This window comes from Qipengyuania sp. NPDC077410, from assembly GCF_044543405.1.
GTDB classification, from domain to species: Bacteria; Pseudomonadota; Alphaproteobacteria; order Sphingomonadales; family Sphingomonadaceae; genus Qipengyuania; species Qipengyuania pacifica.
On sequence record NZ_JBITWB010000002.1, the window covers coordinates 821,058 to 839,289 of the forward strand.

The window sequence follows — 18,232 nt, forward strand, 5'->3', positions numbered from 1 at the left end:
GGCCATCCTCGATGGCGTCCGAAAGCGTCTGGAACGCGAACGTGAATCGTCTTTGCGCCAAGCGTGGGAAACAGCCGCCTTCACCACTGCAGGTCAGTCCAAGGAAGGGCTGAAGCCGCTCGACCATTACCTTTCCCGCACCCGACCGGGAGGGAAGGCCACTCCGCAACAGATGCTTGATGTGCTGCGCGATGCGGCAGGTCGGGGCATGCCAATGACGATCCGAAAGGTGAGCTGATATGGCGACGATGCTTGGGTCTCTGCTGATCAGCCTCGGGCTCGACAGCGCCAAATTTTCGAAAGGCATGACCGATGCGCAGCGTGAATTGGTCACCTTTCAAAAGCAGGCGCTCCAGACCGCAGGGGCGATGAAAGATCTGGGCGCGAGAATGACAGTCGGAATTACCGCACCACTCGCGGCATTTGGCGGCTTTGCAGTCAAAGCAGCGAGCGACGCACAGGAATTGCAGAGTGCATTCGATGAAACGTTCGGCGCGCTATCGAAGGATCTTACAGAGTGGGCCGCTACCACGGGCGACGCCATGGGGCGATCGACACAGGAGATTCAAGAAGCAGCCAACACTTTCGGCATTTTCTTCAATCAGGCGGCGCCAACCAAACAAGCGGCGGCCGATCTGTCGAAACAGTTTGCTGTATTGGCGCAGGATCTATCCAGCTTCTTCAACACCGATCCGACCGAAGCGCTGCAGAAGCTACGGTCTGGTCTATCTGGCGAGAGCGAGCCGCTACGCGATTTCGGCGTCTTTCTGAATGAAGCATCGGTGCAAGCGAAAGCTTTCCAGATGGGAATCGCTGCAGTTGGCAGCGAACTTACCGAGCAGCAGAAGATCATGGCCCGGGCTGCGCTGATAATGGAAACAACGAGCAACGCCCAAGGTGACGTGATGCGCACGGCCGATGGGACGGCAAACCGCATTCGCGCCGCAAAGGCGGCTTTCGAGGAACTCCAAGTAGCGATCGGCGAGAAGCTAATTCCCGCAGTGACGCCCTTGATCGAAGGTTTAGCCGGGCTGCTCCAGTACTTCACCGAATTGCCCGGACCGCTGCAAACAACACTCGTCGCAGTAGGTGGCGTGGCCGCTTCGATGGGCCCACTGCTATATATAGTCGGTTCTCTGAAAACTTCCCTGATTTTGTTAGCTGGAGCCTTCTCAACCACTGGTGGAGCAGCAGCGGCCGCAACCCCAAGCGTTGTCGGCCTCAGAGGCGCGTTACTAAGTTTGCAAACTGCCTTGGGCCCGATCTTGATTGCAATAGCGGCGGTAGGCGGTGCCTATGCCGTGATGTCCGCAAACGCTTCGCAGGCCAAGCGCAGAACGGATGAGCTCCGAGCGTCGGCCGATGCAGCGGAAGCCACTGCTGCCCGATACAAAGAGAAGCTGGAGCAGGCGGGCCTCTCGATCGAAGGGCTAGGACAATACTCCAACGCGGCAGCTACCGAAATCGGCGGTCTGGCACGCTCCATGCGAGACGCGATGGGGGCTGCCGACAAGTTGATTGCCAAATTGAAGGAATTGGGCATTCAGAGGCTTCTCGATCGCAAGGCCGAACTCGAAGTCGAGAAGAAGAAAATTCAAAGTGCGGATCGCGCGCGCCGCAACGTTCCCGTCGCTTACATGCCCGGTGGTAGCGGCGCAGTCGGTATGGTGAAAGCCGACACGCGAACGAGCGAGCAACAAGCACAGATCCGTGAAATCGAGCGCGAGCAAAAAGCGCTCGATGATAAAATGGTTGCTATAGCCCGCTTGCATGAAGCCGGGATGGATGTCGGCGCTGGCGGCAATGAAGCTCTGGAAAACGCAGCACCTGCGGGCGGCTCAAAGAAGACGCCGAAACCGAAAGGTCGAACGACCCCAACTTCGGCCGAAATCGCCGCTCGTTTTGCGGATGAAAGCCTGCGGCTCGAGATGGAGGCGCTGCAAGCGCGCGAACGCCTGGCCATGTCCAGTGGGGAACGGGCTGATCTTCAGCTCGAAATGCTTCAGCTAGAACGAGAACAACGCATCGCCGAAATCGATGCGAGTGAATTCTCCGAAAAACAGAAGGATGCACTGCGTAAGCAGGTCGACGAGTTGTACGGCACAGCCCCGTTGCTGGCCGCACAGGGTGAGATCATTGTCCAGGCCAATGAAGGGCTGATTGCTCAGTCAATCAAGCGCGACGAACTGTACGAGCTCGAGCAACGCGCAGCCGAGGCGATGCGCGACCAGTACGATCTCAGGCGCGACCATCTTCAGCTCGATTACGAACTGGCAGAGACGCAGGAAGAACGGAAGCGCATCGCAGCCGACATCCTCGAGGCAGAGCAGGAATACCGGCGCAATCAATGGGAAATGGTTCTCGCATCGGATTTATCGACGAAGGCCGAGAAAGACCGCGCGCAGGCGATCCTCAACAGTCTCGCAGCGTTGGAGGGCAAGGAAGCCGCCGCGAACGAAAAGGCAAACCGCACCGAAGTCGAACGGTATCTTGATGACCTCGACATGTCGGTCGGCGAGATGAATGAAGCAATCGACGGCATCAGGATCGACGGCCTCGAGGCACTCAACGCAGGCTTGGTCGACGCCATGACGGGCGTGAAATCTCTCGGCGCTGTATTCAAGAATATCGCCAACCAGATCATCTCCGATTTGCTCCGCATCGCAATCCGCAAGGCGATTATTCAGCCCTTGGCCGGAGCGTTGTTCGGCGGCGGAGGTGGTTCGGTCGATAAATTGTTTGCGAACTTTGATGCATCGACCTTCGCCCTTGATGGCGCCAGGGCGATGGGTGGCCCGGTTTTGGCGGGTGGTAATTACCTGGTCGGCGAGAACGGTCCCGAGATCTTCAGTCCAGGATCGAGCGGGACGATTATTCCGAACCACGCTTTGGGCGGTGGGGGTCAGCTTCAAGTCGAGGTGATCGCAAACAACAACGGCTTCGGTGCTCTAGTTCGCAACCATGCCGGCCAAGTCGTGGCCGAGGCTGCTCCACAGATTATGGAGGGCAGCGCGCAGGTCACCAGCTCCAAGTTCGCGCATCGCCAGACCCGGAGCATCTACGGATGATCGAGTTGCCCCCGCGACCGGCGCCCCACAGCGCAGAACCAGCGCTGCTGGACTTCGGCATGAATTTAAAGCCGGTTCTCGGCGGCGCTATGCAGCGGGTCGATCGACCGGGATCGAGATTTCGCATTGCGGTGAGTTTTCCGCCGATGGTCGCTGAAACCGCTCGCATCTTCGTGAGCAGGTTGCTGCGGGCCAAATCGGAAGGGCTTCAAATCCCGTTTCCCTTGCCAGTGCCTCAGGGATCACCAGGAACACCCATAGTCGATGGAGCCATTCCCAGCGGCACCACGCTGCCGGTGCGGGGCGGTCAAGCTAACTATCGCTGGCGCGAAGGTTACTGGCTCTCGATCGAGGACGGTTCCGGCCAACATTATCTGCATAACATCGCTGCGGTCGGAGCGCTGGATGCCAATGGCGATGGCGACATTCCCATATGGCCGATGCTGCGCGCGCCGTTCAATGATGGGGCGAAGGTGCATCTTGCCCGGCCGATGATTCAGGGACTGCCGTTGGGAGACGAGACCAGCTGGGTGATGCCAGTCAGCCGACTTTTTGCCCTTGCTGTCACCATCGAGGAAACCGAGTGATGAAGCGCATAGCGGTGGTCGGCTTGCTGAAGATCGAGCTTCCCGGACACGATGTTCTGCTTTGCGATGGTGGGTTCTTCCCGGTTGATGGAGAGATTTACCGGAGCCGTGATGCAGTGTTCGGTACAATAGGCAGCGTTGAAGCCATGACCGAAGGACGCGGCGACGAAATCCCGGCCCTGAAAATCGAACTACTTCCACCGGGTGGAGCCGCGATCGCTTCGTTGTCGCAGCCCGGGTACCAGAAGAGCCGTGTGCGTAGCTGGATCGGCGAATACAACATCGCGACTGGACTGATCGAAGGCACGCCGGAGCCGATGTTCGACGGGCAGATCGATCAGACCACGCTTCGCATCGGGAGTTCGCGAAGCGTGGCCATGAGCTGTGTTCAGACAGCCGAACGGGTTTTCGAGATCGACATTGGCAATTCGCTCAGCTCGACCTTCCACACGTCGGTTTGGTCAGGGGAACTTGGGCACGACGAGGCGACCGGCTTAACTACGCAGGAAGCGTGGGGCGTGGAAAGTCCGCGCACTGCGTCGGGGGGCGCGGGCGGCGGCGGCGGCCGTGGCGGCGCCGTCGGACCTGGCTACAACAATCAAGTTCATAGCTACTGACATGGGTCAGCGATTACCGGAGCTCGAGCGCCGTCGCCGCGCAACGGAACGGACGCGCCAAAAATATATTGGTCGTGAATTTGACTGGAAGCGATGGCGGCATTGCATAGCCCTCGCGAGGTATCAGGCCGTGCAACTCGGCCATCGTCCGCCGCCGATACGACCCATTCGCGGGCCTGTTTCGGCCAAGCGCGAACTGGCTAAGCGAGGCTTCGGTAGCGCTATCGAGCTGCTCGACGGGGAGTTTCCGCGCATCGCACCTGCGCAGATGCTTTTGGGGGACCTGGCGGCGGTCAAAGGAGCGGACGGGCTCGACTGTATCATGGTGAACGTTGGCCCCGGTCGATTGATGGGCTGGCGCGAAGACGTTGCCGAACTGGTCGTTCTGGTAGTCGATTTTTCCGACATTGACGCGGCCTGGAGGCTCTGATGGCGAAGGCGCTGAGAGTGGTCGGCGTTGTAGCCGGGGCTGTTGCAATCGTGGCTTCGGGCGGCGCGGCCTTCGGGCTGGGACTTGCCATAGGTAATTCGGTGATTTCCGCGAGCACGATTGCGATGGTAGCGGGTGGTGTTGCGGGGGTGGCCAATCTGGGTGCATCAGCACTTGCCAAACCGCCAGCAGCCAGAGGAAGCGTAACCGAGAGCATTGTCGAGGTCGATCCGCCTTCGCCCTACGTGATGGGCGAAGGCTACTACGCTGGGGTCAAACGCTTCCATAAGGGTTACGGCCCCACCTTGAAAAAGGTGCCTAACCCCTATCTGGCAGAGGTCTATGCTTTTTCCGTTGGCGGGCCGATCGAAGGGCCCATGGTGCCGCAGTTTGATTTTGCGGCGGTCCCCGCCTGGTATTCCGGGTTCTTTGAATTCGATAGCCAGCTGGGAGCCAGCCCAGAATCGTCCGCACTTGTCGCACCGTATGGCGCACCGCCGGGATGGACTTCTGCACACAAGCTTTCCGGCATTGCAGCCGCGCTGTTCAATCACAAGTTCGATAAGGACGGCAAGCGTTATTTCAGCGGGCTACCGCAACGGGGCATGCACGCAAGATGGGCGCGCGTTTACGATCCCCGCAAGGACAGCACGTTCCCCGGTGGCCTGGGCGGCCATCGGCTCGGGAAGGAGAGCACCTACGAATGGAGCGCTAATCCCGCGCTCCATGCCGGCACATACGCTTACGGACGCTTCCAGAATGGCAAGCGCGTCATGGGGATGGATTTGCCGAAGGAAGCTATCGGCAACTCGTTCATCGAGATCGCGGCATGGGCGAACGATTGCGATGCCAATGGTTGGACGATGTTCGGGGTGGTTTATGAAGGCGGCGCAGCTGCAAAGCCTGGACAGCGGTGGGCGAACCTTCGCGATATCTGCATAGCTGGGGGCGGCGAGCCGATGCCGCTCAATACAGGGATCGGCTTTCATTGGGACCGGCCCCGTGTGGTGCTCGACACGATCACAGAGGCCGACATCCTCGGCGAGATCGATATCACCGCGATGCAGAGCTGGCGCGATCGCATCAACACAATCATTCCGCAATTTGTCAGTTCCGCACATAATTGGTCGCAGGTTCCAGCGAAGGCGATCCAGAACGCTGCCTATTTGGCTGAAGATGGCGAAGAGCGTCGCGAGACTTGGCCATTCAATTTTGTCACTGATCCCGACCAGGTCGGGCAGCTGGCGGCGTACAAGGTGGCCAATGCGCGTGAATTTTGGCCACTTACTCTTCCTTGTCTTCCGCGATTGCGCGCATATCGCCCGGGTGACTGCCTGCAGCTAAAGATCCGGCAAAATGGTGAACTCGTTATCGATACGCCGGCAGTTATCCTGCAGCGGCAGGTAGATCCATCGACCTACGCCGTCACACTTACATTTATCGGAGAAACTGCGGCCAAGCATGCCTGGGCTCTTGGACGTAGCGCGGTACCGCCGCCGAGCCCAAGCATCGGGATGAGCGCCCAGCAGAGAGATGAAACTGCGGCCGGTGCGATCGCGGCCGAGCTTGGCACGATCAAACTATCCAGCAGCTATACGCGCGGCCTTGCTGGCAATATTACACAGGTGCACGACGGGGCTGGAACCGGGACGGTCACGCTTACCATTCCGGATCACACACGCGTTTACGGCGACGGAACTGAAGCACCGGTCGACGGCGCCAGCATCACGCTGGATGAAAGCACGTCTTACCTGCTTTCCTATGATGACCCGAACTTCGCGGGTGGCGAGATCGGCACCGACTTCAACATCGTCGAGATCAATCGCACCGCAGGCGATCCTGCGGGCGATGCCTATTTCAGCCAGTCGCATCCGAGCCGCCATTACGTGGCATCGGTCGTAACTGTCGACGAGGCGGGCACAGGCGGCGGCACGGGCGGTTCTTCGCCTCCTGGCGGCGGTGGCTGGGGCGGTGGTGGCGGCACCGTGCCGGGCACAGAAATACCTTAACAAGGAAAACACATGGAAACCCAACACGGTGACTGGCTGCGGCGTCTTGCTGCAGACGGCAAGGGCGGCGTGCTGCTGCCGAGCATCACGCGCGGCGAGGCTTATCAGACAAGCTTTACTCTGCCGCTCAATGTTACAGCGGACACGTTCACGGCCGCGCTGGGGATTGCGCCGGATGCTGCACCGCTTGCCACGTTCACCGTTACAAAAAGCGCGTTCGATGGCGAGTTCACGACGATCACGCTGGCACTTCCGAAAGCCACAGTCGACGGGCTTCCCGCCGATGGCGACGCCAACGGTCTGACCGAACTTGTCTACTCGGTGCAGCGCACGCCTTCTGGTGGATCCGAAACGCGCCTCTTCGCAGGCAATGTCTTTATCAGCGGGGAGGTTTGAGCCGTGGCCGATTTTACCATTCGTCTTGCGGGTGAGCCGATCCGGGTGAATCTTGGTGAGAGCACTGTTGAGGCCGCACGACAGGCCAACCGTGCCGAGACAGCAGCCGATGAGGCTGTCGATGCTGCCTCGTTTTTGACAGAGGTTGTCACCGAGCAAATCCCTCTGAATATCGATGACCTCGCTTTTGCCGTGCGCGACCCTGAGACACTGCAATTCCCTTTCGGCGTTCGCAAGGACGCGCGCGGCACGATTATCAACGGCCACATTGAAGAAATCGAGGCCAAGGCATCGAAAGCGGAGCTCTCCCGGCAAGAGGTATCGCCCACCGAGGACGGCATTGCGTGGGGCGTCGCGCAAAGAAACGCTGATGGAGATCGCGCTCTGCTGTTGGGCGTTCGGGACCGTGACGGATTTATCATAAACCCATCGTTTCAAGCTGTGTGGGATGCTGTTTTCGGCGGTGGGGGAAACTCTAGCGGTGACCTGTCCGAAGCCGATAGTATCATCATGCACGGCCCGCATATGTTCGCCGTCGAAGGTCGGGCGATCGAATACTACGCGTCATCGCTTCTACCCAACCGAAACACCAACCCGCTGTCGCGCGTTCTCACCGTCCAAAGTGCTGAAGAAGGTCGCACGCCTGTCGGCGTTGTGTTCCGCGATTATGCCCGCATCGAGGGGCGCGACCTTGGATCAACGGCTCGCATCAAACTGCAAAACGCATCGTTGGCGCGAACCATCGAGGTTCAGAAAGATGTGACTGTAATAAAGTCGAGCGCGAGTAAGACGGGATCCCCGCGCGTCATGACGATTGGGGACAGCATCACCAGTCAGATAAGCGCGCTTCTCCCGGCTGCGTTAGCGCAGACCGACCTCACGCCTGCTTTTGTTGGGACGCTTTTAAGCACGGACGGCGTAACGCGCCACGAAGGCCGATCCGGTTGGGCCGCGCGAAATTATACATACGAAGATCCGGTTGCTCCATCGGGCACTGCCCTGCCACCGCTGGCTGCGGGCAATGAAGCTGCCTACCTCAACATGTCAGCGGGGACAGCCAACCTCCTCAACCCGTTCATTCGTGAGGCCACCGGGGGTGACGACCCGGCTAAGGTGTTCAACGGATACGTATTCGATTTCCGCTTCTACCTTGACCGCTTCGGTTATCCCGACCCCGATGTAATTGTCATCAATCTCGGCACCAACGATTGGATGACAGGGGAACTCGCCACAGTACCGGCGCGGATGATGACGGCATTTAATTCCGTTCAATTGATGGTGACCCAAATCAAGGCCGCTTGCCCCGGATGTAAGATCGGCTTGGCCATTCCTCAGACCGGCAGCAACTCGTTTTTCGATCCCCGCTATTTCCAAGGCTATGCTGAATTGTTCCTTCGGTATCACGAAGCATACGGGGCGGCAGCAGGTGACGGAATTTACCTGCTTAACACCCATGCGATGAGCGAGAGCCGCTTCATGCAAGTGACTGACGCGGTCAGCACAAATGCTCGCACTGGACAGACAAAACGCCAGTTCAACGGTGATGTTCACCCAGGCGATTTTCTCGGACGTCCGCAACTCACCGAGGGCTACTTGGCCTTCATCCACGCCATTTCATAAGAGGGCTCAACATGGCAATTATCATCGATGTCCCAGGTATTGCCGCCGCTGGGGTGGACTGGCCTGTATTGCCTTCGGTATCCGCCGACATGCCGCTTGAAGGGCTAATCAGCTATCTCGCGGTTCAAGGCGCGCAACCTGATGCGAACGGCCGAATTTCAGCATTGGCGCAATGGGTGGGCCCAGACAATCTAGTCGCCTCCGCTACCGCAAGTGCCCCTGCAATTGAAGATGTCGGCGGAATCGATTGGATACGAACGACGATCGCTCGCGGTGACCGGCTTATCGCTCCTCCCGCACCCGCTGGTAGTCCGTGGAGCTATGCAGGGTCCGCAGGTTTCTCGGTGGCTTTTCCCGTCGAGATAATGGACTTGGCTACGAATACACAGGGCCTCCTTACAATTGGAGGGTTTCGCCTGCGCTACCAAATCAATCAGTTCCAAGCGCAGAAACCTTATAGCGGCGGCACCCAGACCGCATTCCCCGCGTTCGACTGGAATGACCCGTGTGTTGTTGGCGTTACCTACGATGTCGACGACAAGCGCCTGCGCATCTATCGCAATGGGGTCCTGATCACTGAAACCACCTCGGTGAATTGGGGCGCAATAGACACAGCTACCCTGCCTGTGTTCGGTTCAACTTTTAACGCTGGCAATCCAAGCGCCGCACGGTTCGGCGACCTGGTCCGATACTCGCGCGAAATCACTGCCAGCGAAATGCTCGCCGTTAGCGATTTCCTTTCCGGCCGCTTCGGCATTGACTGATGTGCGCTCCCCACGGCACCGGCTTTGCCATATCCATCCCGCTTGGCCTCGCCTTCTGGGCGCTGGTTTGGTGGGCAGCATGAAGCTCATCCCCCCGCTCGTCTGCTACGCCGCTTTCAAAGGCTGGCAGATCAATCGCGCTCTGCACCGCGCATCCCCGGGATGGGTGTCTCGGCATATTCAGGATGAAAACGTCCGCTTTCGCGAATGATTACAATACTCGAGCAGGGCTGAGACCTTAACTTATCCCTGTTCCCTCATTTTACGCTCCCAACAATATACTGGCCCGAAAATCGGGCAGGAGGAACTCTCATGCTTGAACAAAGCGGAGGCGATTACGTCACTGCCGCAGCCAAATCGGCGCCCCCGGTAGCAGTACTTGCAGCCGACACCGCCGGGCTTTCGCTCGAGCAGTGGGTGTTCGTAGCAACGCTGGTGTATCTGGCTTTGCAGAGCATCTATTTGCTGTATAAATTCGTCCGGGATCTCCGCGATGATCGCCGGGATCGTAACCGTGTCTGACCGTCGCATCAAAACCGGCGCGCTTGGCATCGGCGGCGCGATCGCGCTCATTGTTGCGAGCGTTTTCGCGGTCGAGGGTGGCTACGTTAACGATCCGCGCGACCCGGGCGGCGAGACCAATCACGGCATCACGAAACGTACGGCCGAAGCTAACGGCTATCGCGGGGATATGCGCACGCTGACGAAGGATCGCGCCCGCGAGATCTATGTGAGTGAATATATCCAGCGTCCTGGCTATGTCCCTCTGGTCGAGCGGGACCTTCGGGTCGCTGAAGAGACGATCGACAGCGGGGTGAACGCTGGCACCGGCCGATCGTCCAAATGGTTTCAGGAATGTCTCAACGCCTTCAACAATGGCGGCCGGGATTATCAAGATGTCGCCATCGACGGCCAGATCGGGCCGGCTAGCCTGCGTGCGTTCGATGCGTTGCGCGCGCGGCGCGGTGCCGAACTGGCCGGCACGTTGATGGTCCGATGCCAGGATTCCCTGCAGGCTGGACATTACCTCGCACTCGCTAACGCCAACTCAAAATTTCAGGCTTTCACGGTCGGATGGTTTCGGACCCGCATCCGCAACGTCCAGTGAGGTGCAGACATGTTCCAACAGATTGACCGGCTGCTCAGTCCTGTTCGCCAGCTTTACGAAGTCTTGCGAGATCTGGCGCGATTAGCAGTGCCGATGATCGTCGCAGTAGCGATCACGATCGCATGCGTGCAAACGACCAGGCTATACGGTTTCCAGATCTGGTCGATTTCCATGCGAGGTTGGATCGAGACTGCCGAGCAGTTCGAGCGTGATCGCGACGCCGAGCGAGCCGCGCATCGCCAAACCAAGATTGATTACAGAAACGCGCAGATCGAAGCGGCGCGGCTCGAAAGCCAACGCCTTGATCGCGTGCGCACCGAGCAACAGGAGATTACCGATGCCGTGGAAGCGGACTATTCTGCTAGCCTTGCCGACGCTCGCACTCGCGCTGAGCGGCTGCGCGAAGACCTTCGAACACGAAGCACCGCTCGCAGTGCGGCCGACCCAATCTCAGTGCCCAGCCTATCCGCTGCCGGCGCAGGAACTTCTGCAGCGGCCGAGAATACTCGACTTCCTTCCGGCACCGAGCAGCTCGAGCGAGATCTGATTGCTACTGAACAAGCCATTCAACTCGACGCGCTGATCGACTGGGTGAAGCGGCAAGCGGCCGTACAGGTCAGCGGGCCCGAAGTCAGGCGCAGCGATTAATGTTCGCTTCCCTAATCGTTCTCGTCATGTTCTACGCGCGCCATGGGAAAGAACGCACCTCTTCGACCTGCCTGGACCGAGAACCTCGGCACGTTGATAGACGCAGGCGTGACCGTCCGGGCCTCTTGTGCCGGCCAGTGCAAGAAGTGGAAGGATATCGATCTCGAAGCGCTCGCCGCCATCAAAGGCCGCGATTACGACCTCTGGAACAGGCGATCGGTTTGCCGCCTGACCGAAGGATGTGAAGGGCCGGTCAGGTTTCGCTTCAGCGGGTTCGCAATGATGCGGCCGATGTGGGACTAGAGTGAGCAGTCAAACTGTGCCCGCAGTTGGGGGTACAGGAGGGGGTATGATGGTGGAGAAAATTAGCTCTACCCCGCGGAATACCTAGACTTCAGCAGCTAAGCAGGGCGGAGGGATTATCCGCCGAGGTCAATAAGCTAAATCCCAAAAACATCCTTAGACGTTCGAATTACTGACAGTTTGGCCATCTCCTGCTGAATGCGATCATCGCCTGCAACATCTTCAAGCCACTCGCTAACGCCTGCAACAATGTCTCGGCAAAAAACGTCGACTTGCACCTGTAATTGAGAGTCGAATTGATTGAGGTGAAAAAAGCTGCCGTTTGTAGGTGGCTCGACGAATATGAAACGATTGAGGGTTTGATTGACCTTCTGTTTGGAAAGATCTTCCGAGCCGTTGTGAAGGTACGCGCATCTCAGCGCATAACAATCGTCCCCGCTCATGAAAACGTGCTCGATTTTTTTCGCACCTATTTGGGAGCGGTACGCCGAACCAACGTACTTATCCCACCAGTTCGCGTATTTCTGTCCGTTGGTTTTGCCGTTCTCGCTAGCAAGGCTCGCGCAGATATCCGGCATGGATAACGCCGTCGTAAGTCCAGCGATCCAAATCTGATCGTCGATCGCCCTTTCAGTTGCATCGATGAAGTTATGCATCTGATCATCCCATAACAATTTCGGACAGTTATATGCTCACCAACGCTGCGGCGAAAGCCGCTGGCGCGAAAAGTCGCGCCTACAAGATGCATGACCAGGGCGGGCTACACCTCCTCGTTCGTCCGACCGGAACGAAGAGCTGGCAGCAAAAGTATCGTTGGCGCGGCCGCGAGAAGCTGCTCACGCTTGGCCAGTACCCAGAGGTGCGCGTCGAGCGCGCGCGGATCCTCCAGGGGGAAGCCAAAGAGCTTCTCGAGGAGGGTATGGATCCTGCCCGCCAACGGGCTAAGGTCGATACGCTCGAACGGCTCGGCCGCGCCTGGTACCGGGCAAACCTGCCGGCATGGTCACCGGCGCACGCGGCCGACGTCCTCGGCAGTTTGGAGCGCGATATTTTCCCTGAACTGGGGGAGTGCGCGGCCGGCGATGTCCGATCGCGCGAGCTGCTCGATGCCATCCGCACGATCGAAGCACGCGGCTGCAGCACTACCGCGCATCGCGTGCGCCAACGGCTGACGGAAATCTTCGCATTCGGCAAAGCCGAAGGGCTTGTCGACGACAATCCGGCGACCGATCTGGGATCGGCCATGCTATCGCCGCCGCCCGCCAATCCTCATCCTGCGCTGACCTCGATCAACGACTGCCGGCAGCTACTTTCTGCATGCGAGGCCGATCAAGCACGATCGGCGACGATCATGGCATCGCGGTTCCTTGCGCTAACCGGCGTGCGTCTGGCTGCTGTGCGCTTGATGCGCTGGTCGGAGGTCGACCTCGCTGCCAAGCTCTGGACCGTGCCTGCCGCGCATATGAAGCTGAGCCGCGCGAAGAAGGGCGATGCGCGCTTCGATCACCTCGTACCCCTCAGCGATGCGGCCCTGTTCGTACTTCGCGGGATGCACCCAAAGAATGGTTATATGCATTCGGACGATGCAAATTTGCACGGCCTGGTCTTTCCCGGCCGAAGTGGTGGGTCGATCGGCGAGGGGGCAATTCGCGATCTCTATATTCGCGCCGGCTATGCACGTCGGCATGTACCGCATGGCTGGCGCGCCAGTTTCTCGACCATCCTCAACGAGGACATGGGTCCGGATTGGCGCTTCGACATCGACGCCGCGCTCGGACACGCTGGGAAAGGCAAAGTCGAGGCTGCTTACAACAGATCGGTCCAAATCGATCGACGTCGCGTGGTCATGGAGCGTTGGTCTTCGTTGCTTGCGAATTAGGCCGGGACCTTGGGCAGGCCTTTGCGCTCGTGGAAGCTCATTTTGTTGAATATGCGCTTCGCCTCTCGGCGGGCTTCAAGTCGTTCGCGAAGAGCTGCCTGTAGTTTCGCCGCAGATGGAAAGTCCGGCGCGTACCAGCGAGGGCCATCCATGAGTTCGCCTAGCGGTGGAGCTGGCTCGCTCTCGATATCGGAAAAGCACGTCGCTTCAGGAAAGCGCTCCATGCTTTCTGCGAACCGATACAATGTTCCCGCTAGCTTTGTAACTTCGAGATCCGCGTCAGCGATCCGTGTGAGAGCAGCGGCATAATCCAACGACAACGACATTGAATTCCCTCCCTTCCGTAGCGGGAGCGGGGGTTGCCTGGTTGCACCCAGGCGAACCGACGGAATAGAGCTCCGCCGCGACACAGTTGGCCGACTGGCCGCCCCGCACCCGCGCATACGGGCGGGGTTCTTGGAGCATTTTTAAAGACATGGAGTCAATTCAACACGTTAAGCCCGTACGCCCTGCAGCCGGTTATATCGGGGGAAAACGAAACCTTGCGCGCCGAATCTGCGCGCTTATCGATTCGATCGACCATGATGGCTATGCCGAGCCTTTCGTCGGCATGGGCGGGATCTTCCTGCGCCGATCCACGCGACCGCGCGCAGAAGTGATCAATGATATCAGCGGAGACGTCGTCACCTTCTTCCGCGTGCTGCAGGAGCATTACCCATATTTCATCGACATGTTGCGCTTTCGTTTGGCCAGCCGGCACGAGTTCGAGCGTCTGGTCGGCCTCGATCCGGAGCGGTTGACCGATCTTCAGCGCGCAGCGCGCTTCCTCTATCTCCAGAAGCTCGCCTTCGGAGGTAAGGTCGCTGGTCGTCATTTCGGAGTGGACAGTCGACAAGGTGCCCGATTCAATGTGACGAAGCTGGAGCCGGTCCTGGACGATCTGCATGATCGCCTTTCCGGCGTGACGATCGAGCAGCTTTCCTTCGCCGATTTCGTTCGCCGCTACGATCGGCCGGGCATGCTCTTCTATTGCGATCCACCATACTTCGGTTGCGAGGATGACTACGGCGCGGAGGTTTTCTCTCGTGCTGATTTCGCCGAGCTGGCCGCCGCGGCCAAATCCGCGCGCGGCAAGATGATTATCTCCATCAATGACACGCCGGAAGTTCGCGAGATTTTCGGAGACCTGGTGCAGCAGCCGGTGGAGACAACGTACTCTTTGGCGACGAAGGCAACTGGTAGCGGAAAACGTGTCGGCGAGCTGATCATCAGCAATTTCGCTCTCGACGAGGTTGCCTATCGGCAAGCCGCCTGAAGAGGGCGATTGGCACGCCCCTTGCGCTTGGCCCATCGCCAAGCATGAGGCGGCGCAGCCGCCGACCTCCGCCGGTGCGGAAGGTGGTCGCTTTATACTTTCGGTACCGTTGCGGGGGCGGTGACCGGGTCAGAACGCGTGGCCTGACCCTATGTCAGGCCACTCCTTCTATGGAATAGGAACTATTCCCCCGGTTTCTCCGCGTCTGTCGGATTCGCGTTCATGCTGTTCATCGACCAGTCGAGCGAGATCAGAAAGAAGCGGGCCCAGCAGGGGATCGCGGCTTCGGAAGTCGCGATCGAATTCCTTGGCAGAGAGGGTTGCGAGCATTGCGGCGAAGTCAGCCCGGTCGGCGGACTGACGATCGACCTCGCATGCCGGCGTAGGTCGCTTGTTGAACGTCCGGTCCCACCATCCCTGAAGCTTCTCTGGAATGAGAAGCGCATACGCGTTGGTTATCTGCTCCACCTGCGGCCCGAAGCCGGACGCATCTTCCCGCGGCCTGCTGCGCCGTATCCAGTCGATGAACCCTGCCGCCTGAAGGCGTCGAAGGGCAGAATGCACTGCGGAGTATGAGCGGCCGATCCGTTCGGCGATCGTAGCGATAGCAGGTTCGAGCCTGCCCTTCATGAAGTCCACCAGGTCGACCATGGTCTGCAGAACTTCCAACCCGATCACGCCCAGCTTACCGTTCTGGCAGCCCTTGTCCGTCTCACGACGCTTGGCGCGCGATTCCAACTCAACGCGACGAGCGGCGGCCATGAGTGCGCCGGTAAAGCGGCGGCCGTCACGTTTGGTGCCGTTGCCGATCCGCTTCCAGATGCGATGCTCGATCGTGCCTTCATAGTAGCTATTGCGCCATACGGGCTGGCCTGATCGCGGATTGTCGCCGCGTTCGAGAAGCGCGCGCGTCTGGCGGCTGAGTGTGTTGCCGGCAATGCCGGCCGCAATCGAACCGAATGCTTTTGCCGAGGTGCTCATGCTGCACCTCGCGCGAACGCTATCGCATTGGTTGATACTTGCGCAGTCCCCCGACCAGCGCTTCCGCATGGGGCAGGGATTCGCAGAGCAAGTCCGCCCATTCCTGGGCGAGTTCTCGACGTCGACGCATGTATGCGGCTCGATTGTAGATTCCGCGCACACCGGGGATTTTGTGCGCCAGCATCAGCTCGATCACTTCGCTGTCGCCTTGTCGATCGAGATCGATCGCACGCTCGTTCATGATCGTGCTGAATGCGCTCCGCCAACCATGCGGAACGTGTCTGCCTTCGAAGCCCGGGACGCGGCGATAATTCGTATTGAGACCGTTCTCGCTGATCGGACGATGTGAATGCCTGCTCGACGGGAATAGATATCTGCGACGACCAGCAAACTCGATCGCAGCCTGCACCGCTTCGTCCGCTTGACGCGATAAAGGAATGACGAAGTCGTATGCCTCCTGCTCGCTTGCTGCGAGCTCGAGCTTCATCTTTGCAGCCGGGATGCGCCATTGCGCGTCTGCGGTCCCAAGTCCCTCGAACTCGTCCCGCTGCGCAAGCCTGATCGGGCCCGGTCGAGCGGCCGTGAGAGCAAGCAACCGAGAGGCCAGCTTCGTTGCCGGCTGGCATGGCTGCTCTTCCATCGTACGCAAAAACGCGCGCGCCTGCCGTAAATCGATCAGAGCGGGGAAGGGCTTCGAGCGCTTCGGCTTCAGCGCCTTGCCAATCGAAGCGGCCGGATTTGTTTCGACCCAGTCCAGCGCGATCGCGCAATCGTAGATCGAACTGGCATAGTTGCGTAGACGGTGCGCCACCTCGATCGCGCCGCGCTCCTGGACTGCATCGAGCAGCTTCAGGATGTCCCGCGGCCGTATCGCGTCCAGCGCGATCGGCCCGAGTACCGGCAACAGATCCGCCTCGATGCGATCTTCGACCGTCGCCGCGTGTTTCGGCTTCCAGCCTTCCTTCTGCAGATCCAGCCACTTGGCAGTGGCATTTGCGAAGGTTCGCGCTGTTTCCGATTCGGCAATGGGCGAGGCGGGGTCCACCCCACGACGCAGTTGGGCCCTCGCTTCGAACATAAGATCCCGCGCGGCCCCCAATTTGACCTCCGGATAGGGGCCCAGGCTCAGCTTCCGTTCCTTGCCGCCGAAGCGATATTTCAACTTCCAGCTGCGATAGCCGCTCGGTTGCACTTGCAAGTACAGGCCGTGCTGATCGAAAAGCTTGTAGGGTTTGGCTGCCGCAGTAGCCGTGCGACACTTCGCGTCTGTCAGCATGCGGGGCCCCCATCGCTGAATAGCCGGGCCCCCGCGAGGCCCCCACCATGGGTGGGAACGCTTGGGAACAACCGGGCTTCGATGGGGTGGGTCTGTCGTCTAAAGGCTGCGGAAACAAGGCCTTTTGGGAACAACTAGGACCCCTTGAGAATGAATAGTGGCTCCCCGAGTTGGATTCGAACCAACGACCAAGTGATTAACAGTCACCTACTCTACCGCTGAGCTATCGGGGAGCAGCCCGCTGGGCAGGGGTGCGCCTATATGGGGGGCTTTGCGGTTTGGCAAGCGGGCAAATCGCAAAAATTCACACTGCTTACCTGCTTTTGCAATTTACACGACGAACTGCTCGGCGACGATGCGTTCGTCGAGCGCATGGCCGGGATCGAACAGCAGCGTCAGTTGGCTGTCGCGCGCGATTTCAAGGTCAACCTGGGCGACATCGCGGAGCTCCCGCTGGTCTGCGACGACCGAAACGGGACGCTTGTGTTCTTCGAGCACGCGCAGCGAGACTCTGCTTCGATCAGGGAGGATCGCCCCATGCCAGCGACGCGGACGGAACGGACTGATCGGCGTGAGTGCGAGCAGGTTCGAATCGAGTGGCAGGATCGGTCCATCGGCTGAAAGGTTGTAGGCAGTCGAACCCGCCGGCGTTGCGAGCAGGACACCGTCGCAAACCAACTCCGGGATGCGCACCTTGTCGTCGACCGTCACTTCGAGCTTCGCGGTCTGCCGCGTTTCGCGCAGCAGGCTGACCTCGTTGATCGCGCAGAAGGTGTGAGTTTCACCGTCCTGAGTCCGTGCCCGCATGCGCAGCGGTGCGATATGATGGAGTTTGGCCTTTCCGATGCGCTTGATGAGCGTCTCGGGGTTCCGGTTGCGATTCATCAGGAAGCCGACCGTGCCGAGATTAAGACCGTAGGCCGGGATTATCCGCTCGCTATCGAGCATCGCATGAAGCGTCTGCAGCATGAAACCATCGCCGCCGAGAACGACGACCGCCTCGGCTTCGGATAGCGGCACCCAATCGGCTATTTCGCGGAAACCCTTGTCGGCAGCTTCCTGCGCAAGCGGAGCATCGGAAACAAGCAGAGCCAAACGGCTGAAATCGGGCATTGCCCCAGCATCCTCCTGTCCGGGATAACCATTGCCCGGGATTGCAGCGTACCTATGGATGCACGTCCCATTTGGCAACATGGGTGAAAAAGTGGCATACGCTTCTGCGGGGCGCGCT

19 protein-coding genes and 1 tRNA gene are annotated in these 18,232 nt (G+C 59.4%); 14 read left to right on the forward strand and 6 right to left on the reverse strand.

All coding sequences use genetic code 11. The features are described from left to right. Nucleotides 1-239: 239 nt before the first annotated feature. The 12 genes from ACIGGE_RS12030 to ACIGGE_RS12085 all read left to right on the forward strand — a co-directional run bounded on the left by ACIGGE_RS12030 (nucleotide 240) and on the right by ACIGGE_RS12085 (nucleotide 11,550). The gene (locus ACIGGE_RS12030) at nucleotides 240-3,068 is read left to right on the forward strand and encodes a hypothetical protein (RefSeq protein WP_397490517.1); all 2,829 of its coding nucleotides are present in this window, start codon (nucleotides 240-242) and stop codon (nucleotides 3,066-3,068) included. 59 nt (nucleotides 3,069-3,127) lie between these two features. Then, complete coding sequence (locus ACIGGE_RS12035) at nucleotides 3,128-3,655, forward strand: hypothetical protein (protein WP_397490518.1); 528 nt, start codon at nucleotides 3,128-3,130, stop codon at nucleotides 3,653-3,655. Beyond that, the gene (locus ACIGGE_RS12040) at nucleotides 3,655-4,272 is read left to right on the forward strand and encodes a hypothetical protein (protein ID WP_397490519.1); all 618 of its coding nucleotides are present in this window, start codon (nucleotides 3,655-3,657) and stop codon (nucleotides 4,270-4,272) included. Before ACIGGE_RS12035 ends, ACIGGE_RS12040 begins: the two co-directional genes overlap by 1 nt. Nucleotide 4,273: 1 nt before the next feature. Continuing rightward, the gene (locus ACIGGE_RS12045; RefSeq protein ID WP_397490520.1) at nucleotides 4,274-4,702 is read left to right on the forward strand and encodes a DUF6950 family protein; all 429 of its coding nucleotides are present in this window, start codon (nucleotides 4,274-4,276) and stop codon (nucleotides 4,700-4,702) included. After that, complete coding sequence (locus tag ACIGGE_RS12050; protein WP_397490521.1) at nucleotides 4,702-6,711, forward strand: hypothetical protein; 2,010 nt, start codon at nucleotides 4,702-4,704, stop codon at nucleotides 6,709-6,711. The genes ACIGGE_RS12045 and ACIGGE_RS12050 overlap by 1 nt, the downstream gene beginning before the upstream one ends. A gap of 12 nt (nucleotides 6,712-6,723) precedes the next feature. Next, the gene (locus ACIGGE_RS12055) at nucleotides 6,724-7,107 is read left to right on the forward strand and encodes a hypothetical protein (RefSeq protein WP_397490522.1); all 384 of its coding nucleotides are present in this window, start codon (nucleotides 6,724-6,726) and stop codon (nucleotides 7,105-7,107) included. Nucleotides 7,108-7,110: 3 nt separating this feature from the next. Then, entirely contained in the window at nucleotides 7,111-8,727 is a 1,617-nt protein-coding gene (locus ACIGGE_RS12060; RefSeq protein ID WP_397490523.1) for an SGNH/GDSL hydrolase family protein, read from the forward strand. Between the two features lie 11 nt (nucleotides 8,728-8,738). Next, a complete protein-coding gene (locus tag ACIGGE_RS12065) occupies nucleotides 8,739-9,491 on the forward strand; it encodes a hypothetical protein (RefSeq protein WP_397490524.1) in 753 nt (250 codons plus the stop codon). A gap of 312 nt (nucleotides 9,492-9,803) precedes the next feature. Further along, nucleotides 9,804-10,013: a hypothetical protein gene (locus ACIGGE_RS12070; protein WP_397490525.1), complete on the forward strand. Its 210-nt coding sequence runs from the start codon at nucleotides 9,804-9,806 to the stop codon at nucleotides 10,011-10,013. Then, entirely contained in the window at nucleotides 9,985-10,599 is a 615-nt protein-coding gene (locus ACIGGE_RS12075) for a glycoside hydrolase family 108 protein (RefSeq protein ID WP_397490526.1), read from the forward strand. Before ACIGGE_RS12070 ends, ACIGGE_RS12075 begins: the two co-directional genes overlap by 29 nt. A gap of 9 nt (nucleotides 10,600-10,608) precedes the next feature. After that, nucleotides 10,609-11,247, forward strand: a complete 639-nt coding sequence (locus ACIGGE_RS12080) for a hypothetical protein (RefSeq protein WP_397490527.1) — start codon at nucleotides 10,609-10,611, stop codon at nucleotides 11,245-11,247. Nucleotides 11,248-11,289: 42 nt separating this feature from the next. Beyond that, nucleotides 11,290-11,550 carry a hypothetical protein gene (locus ACIGGE_RS12085; protein ID WP_397490528.1) on the forward strand — a complete coding sequence of 87 codons (261 nt, stop codon included), beginning with the start codon at nucleotides 11,290-11,292 and terminating at the stop codon, nucleotides 11,548-11,550. A gap of 137 nt (nucleotides 11,551-11,687) precedes the next feature. Here the strand turns inward: ACIGGE_RS12085 and ACIGGE_RS12090 are convergent, their stop codons facing one another. Next, nucleotides 11,688-12,206: a hypothetical protein gene (locus ACIGGE_RS12090; protein ID WP_397490529.1), complete on the reverse strand. Its 519-nt coding sequence runs from the start codon at nucleotides 12,204-12,206 to the stop codon at nucleotides 11,688-11,690. A gap of 32 nt (nucleotides 12,207-12,238) precedes the next feature. Between ACIGGE_RS12090 and ACIGGE_RS12095 the strand changes: the two genes are divergently transcribed. After that, nucleotides 12,239-13,429 carry a tyrosine-type recombinase/integrase gene (locus tag ACIGGE_RS12095; RefSeq protein ID WP_397490530.1) on the forward strand — a complete coding sequence of 397 codons (1,191 nt, stop codon included), beginning with the start codon at nucleotides 12,239-12,241 and terminating at the stop codon, nucleotides 13,427-13,429. Here ACIGGE_RS12095 and ACIGGE_RS12100 read toward each other — a convergent pair. Next, nucleotides 13,426-13,755 carry a hypothetical protein gene (locus tag ACIGGE_RS12100; RefSeq protein ID WP_397490531.1) on the reverse strand — a complete coding sequence of 110 codons (330 nt, stop codon included), beginning with the start codon at nucleotides 13,753-13,755 and terminating at the stop codon, nucleotides 13,426-13,428. The genes ACIGGE_RS12095 and ACIGGE_RS12100 overlap by 4 nt on opposite strands. Nucleotides 13,756-13,904: 149 nt before the next feature. On the opposite strand from ACIGGE_RS12100, the gene ACIGGE_RS12105 reads away from it, so the two are divergent. After that, on the forward strand, nucleotides 13,905-14,744 hold the full coding sequence (locus ACIGGE_RS12105; RefSeq protein WP_397490764.1) for a DNA adenine methylase: 840 nt from the start codon (nucleotides 13,905-13,907) through the stop codon (nucleotides 14,742-14,744). Nucleotides 14,745-14,912: 168 nt separating this feature from the next. On the opposite strand, the gene ACIGGE_RS12110 is transcribed toward ACIGGE_RS12105, so the two are convergent. From ACIGGE_RS12110 to ACIGGE_RS12125, 4 genes are all read right to left on the reverse strand, one after another. Further along, on the reverse strand, nucleotides 14,913-15,725 hold the full coding sequence (locus ACIGGE_RS12110) for a hypothetical protein (RefSeq protein WP_397490532.1): 813 nt from the start codon (nucleotides 15,723-15,725) through the stop codon (nucleotides 14,913-14,915). Nucleotides 15,726-15,744: 19 nt separating this feature from the next. Then, nucleotides 15,745-17,001, reverse strand: coding sequence for a tyrosine-type recombinase/integrase (locus tag ACIGGE_RS12115; RefSeq protein ID WP_397490533.1), 1,257 nt, complete (start codon nucleotides 16,999-17,001; stop codon nucleotides 15,745-15,747). A gap of 158 nt (nucleotides 17,002-17,159) precedes the next feature. Beyond that, nucleotides 17,160-17,234 (reverse strand) — tRNA-Asn (locus tag ACIGGE_RS12120). Nucleotides 17,235-17,331: 97 nt separating this feature from the next. After that, nucleotides 17,332-18,114: an NAD kinase gene (locus ACIGGE_RS12125; RefSeq protein WP_196846304.1), complete on the reverse strand. Its 783-nt coding sequence runs from the start codon at nucleotides 18,112-18,114 to the stop codon at nucleotides 17,332-17,334. Nucleotides 18,115-18,232: the final 118 nt, after the last annotated feature.